Here is a 2,929-nt window from a genome sequence, read left to right as displayed (position 1 = left end):
GCCCAGGTTAACAATAACCTGGGCTTTTAGCTATAATAAAAAAAAGGAGGTGAACAGCATTATGACAAAGAAGCAAAAAATATTTACAGTGTCCGCTTTTATGATTCTTGCTGTATTAGTATTATGCGTAACCATTTATGCTAAGAACCATAAAGTTGCCAATACTGCATATGCCGGAAAAACTGTCTGGTGACATGGTGACAGAGGGACGGGGGTCATGTCATCCAGAACGGTGACACGACCCCCGTCCCTCTGTCACCTCTGTCACCGCGATCTATTAATATTCTGCTTTTTTCAGGAAGAAGCGATATACTATAACAAGCATGAGAATACTGTAAACAGTGCCGATAAGGAGATACATTGAATAGCTTAGGTTCGCACTGTTATTAATCGGGAAAAGCTCAAGCATGATTCCTTTGACAGCCCAGAAGTTTGGGAATACGCCTAAAATGTATTGCAGCTTACCTTGAAAAGCCTCAAGAATTAACAGCGCCGGTATTAGTGCCACCGTACCGGTTCCTTTGATCAAGGCAAAGCCCTCGACTTTATTTTTAGCAAATGCACCTTGAAAAAGTGCCAGGGCAGGGACAAACAGCCCACTAACAACGGCAAAGGAGATAATGTGTATAACTCCGATATTGTCGAATAATGAAACACCACCGATCGTATACTGGTCACCTGCAATTAGCTTTGTGCCAAGAAGCACGATAATTGTAGTTATTACTGACATTATATAAATATATGTCATTTTGAACATAATGTACCCCGAGGCGCCAATAGGAGTAACAGCAATTGTATTCAAGGTGCACTCATCCTTATTTTCAAGGAGAAGAAAGGTTGCCATTGCAGACAGGCAGAAAGCCCCAAACACCAAGATGATAATGAGCAGCAGCAGCGTTGTCAGCTGTAGTGCAACTCCCTTTCCCGGGCCAAAGGACTTTAATATAATTGGGAACACAAACGCTGACAGGATGAGTATGACCATCGGGAAGATACACATTAGATGTTCATAGGGTCGCGAATAATTGTTTTTGCCTCGTATTTCAAAAGAGATAAATATTTGTTCATAAATATTACCCCCTTACAGCATTGTTTTTGAACTTCGGATACACAGCAAATTTAAATAGTGCTGCTGTCAGAAGCACAAGATATACGCATCCGATAATCACCTTTGATACCTCAAATTTACCGGAAATAGCAGAAGTTATCAGATTGCTGGAAGAATGTACCGGTGAAAGCATCAGAATCCACTCATATTTTGCATCGATCATACCGAATGCGAACAACATTGTAGGTATCCCCAAGGGGATCAAATATGCCATGAGTAAGACGAGCATAGAGCTGAAGTCTTTGCTGCTAAGTGAAAGAAAGAAAGCAATTGCTGCGTGGACTGCACCTGCGATGATAATGAAAAACAACAGTAATGCATAATTAAATGTAAGGCCATGAATAAAGAACAAAGCGGCTGATATGATGATCACCGATTCGATCCCGAGTACCAAAGAAGCGACAAATTTGGCTATGAGAATTTGTCCCAGAGATATCGGCATCATCATCATTGACTTAATAGTCCCCTCTTGCTTTTCAAGGTGGTGTGAGGCACCGATCAGCAGTATGGACATCATGCATACATCAATAATCACGAAGAGCGGCGCTACATTCAGTGCGTCCTCTTTAGAGACAAATAACAAGATGATAACCCAAAATATTGCAACAAGGAGGCTGATGGGAAGTATTTTGTAGATTACGAGTCGGTGAAGTTCACCTAAAATAAGCCGTGAGGTGTTTCTCATTTTAGGTCAACTCCTGTCATAATAATAAAAATATCTTCCATAGATGTCTCACCGCTGTGGATCGTTTCAATTTCCTTGTTTTTCAAGATGGCCTGGAATTGATTATTCATGCCTATTCCTTCAAGTGGGAATAGGGCACTGGTGGTAGCACCGTTTTCCCTGTATTCAACCTTCACCTCACGTTTGCCGTACTTCAATTTTAGATCGCGAGGGGTGGAAATCTCATGCAGTTCACCATCTACACAGAATGCGATCCGGTCACAGAGCTGTTCAACATCATTCATCAGATGTGTGCTCAGGAACACCGTTCCCCCCTGATCACGGTATTCAGAGATGATATCCTTAATAATCCTCGCATTTGTTGGATCAAGTCCATTTGTAACCTCATCGAGAAAGAGAACACGTGGATTGTTGAGCATAGCACGGACGAAGTTCAAACGAACTTTCATCCCCTTTGAATACTCACCAACCTTGATGTTTCGATCTTCCCACAGCCCAACTCGTTCCATCAATTCCTGAATATCGGCAGTATTTTTATAAACCTATAGTCGGCAAGTAGCCCCTAATAAAGCAGCCTAAGCTCTTGCCATTGCTAGCTTTTTAAGCAGCAAAACCTATAAAATATTTTGCACAAAAAGGAGGAAGACACCCCTCAAAAATCTAATTGGATAGGTGAGATCCAAAATCCAATAGAAGGGATGTCTTCAATATGAAAATACAACAAACAACCACACATTGTCAAGCACCTCCTTTACCGAGACGTGAAAAAAAAGATTGAACTTAAAAAGTACCGTTTACAAAAGAAAATCCGTAAGTTTAATTTGCCAGTTACTTTTGATAACGATACAACCACTAAATTCGCCAATTTTGGCCCTGTAGAATCTTTTAAACAGGCAATTGGTTTCAAGGAACTTATCAAAAGCACTTTTACCATGCGCAAAGCACCTAACAGCAAATATCAGTCTCAAGAAATGCTCGATTTTCTGGTTGATGCTCAAATTCTTGGTCTATCTCGATTCGAGCACATCAATGATTTACGTTACGACCCGGGTTACCTGAAAATCAAAGGCGATATTGAATGCCCTGAGGAATCAGCATTCAGACGGTTATTTAAGACATGGGAATTGAATCCCTTG

General features: G+C 41.0%; 4 protein-coding genes and 1 pseudogene. 2 read left to right on the top strand and 3 right to left on the bottom strand.

Annotated features, from left to right (window positions below):
- Nucleotides 1-193, top strand: a 193-nt coding sequence (locus SSCH_RS20540) for a hypothetical protein (RefSeq protein WP_232294519.1), incomplete at its 5' end; no start/stop codon positions are given.
- An 84-nt stretch (nt 194-277) separates the two neighbouring features.
- Here the strand turns inward: SSCH_RS20540 and SSCH_RS14810 are convergent.
- The 3 genes from SSCH_RS14810 to SSCH_RS14800 form a co-directional block, all read right to left on the bottom strand.
- Entirely contained in the window at nt 278-985 is a 708-nt protein-coding gene (locus SSCH_RS14810; protein ID WP_198142530.1) for a hypothetical protein, read from the bottom strand.
- Nucleotides 986-1,073: 88 nt separating this feature from the next.
- Nucleotides 1,074-1,793 (bottom strand): ABC transporter permease, encoded by a 720-nt coding sequence (locus tag SSCH_RS14805; protein WP_044666157.1) that lies wholly within the window; start codon nt 1,791-1,793, stop codon nt 1,074-1,076.
- Nucleotides 1,790-2,314 carry an ATP-binding cassette domain-containing protein gene (locus tag SSCH_RS14800; RefSeq protein WP_269746218.1) on the bottom strand — a complete coding sequence of 175 codons (525 nt, stop codon included), beginning with the start codon at nt 2,312-2,314 and terminating at the stop codon, nt 1,790-1,792. The genes SSCH_RS14805 and SSCH_RS14800 overlap by 4 nt, the downstream gene beginning before the upstream one ends.
- 240 nt (nt 2,315-2,554) lie before the next feature.
- Between SSCH_RS14800 and SSCH_RS14795 the strand changes: the two are divergent.
- Nucleotides 2,555-2,929: pseudogene (locus tag SSCH_RS14795) on the top strand (IS1380 family transposase); the annotation flags it as partial.

It is taken from the genome of Syntrophaceticus schinkii, from assembly GCF_000946815.1.
Lineage (GTDB): Bacteria > Bacillota > DSM-12270 > Thermacetogeniales > Thermacetogeniaceae > Syntrophaceticus > Syntrophaceticus schinkii.
This window is presented reverse-complemented; position numbering and strand designations above follow the sequence as displayed.